This is a genomic window from Streptomyces gottesmaniae, from assembly GCF_031845845.1.
GTDB classification, from domain to species: Bacteria; Actinomycetota; Actinomycetes; order Streptomycetales; family Streptomycetaceae; genus Streptomyces; species Streptomyces akebiae.
This window is the reverse complement of sequence record NZ_JAVRFJ010000157.1, coordinates 1-421: the sequence shown is the minus strand read 5'-3', so window position 1 is coordinate 421 and position 421 is coordinate 1. Positions and strand designations below refer to the sequence as shown.

General features: G+C 54.2%; 1 protein-coding gene. It reads left to right on the top strand.

Features of this window, described 5'->3' with window-relative positions:
* Window positions 1–421, top strand: a 421-nt coding sequence (locus RM704_RS45820; protein WP_498076464.1) for an ATP-binding cassette domain-containing protein, incomplete at both ends; no start/stop codon positions are given.

Here is a 421-nt window from a genome sequence, read left to right as displayed (position 1 = left end):
GCTTGGCCCTTCTGGCTGCGGTAAAACAACCGTTCTTCGCCTGATTGCAGGTCTGGAAACTGTTGATTCCGGACGCATCATGCTGGATAACGAGGACATCACCCACGTTCCGGCGGAAAACCGCTATGTGAACACTGTTTTCCAAAGCTACGCACTTTTCCCCCACATGACCGTGTTCGAAAATGTGGCCTTTGGGTTGCGCATGCAAAAAACCCCCGCTGCTGAAATTACGCCCCGCGTGATGGAAGCCCTGCGGATGGTGCAGTTGGAAACCTTCGCTCAACGCAAACCGCATCAGCTCTCTGGTGGTCAACAGCAACGCGTCGCCATTGCTCGCGCGGTGGTTAACAAGCCTCGTCTGTTGTTGCTGGATGAGTCGCTCTCAGCGCTGGATTACAAACTGCGTAAGCAAATGCAGAAC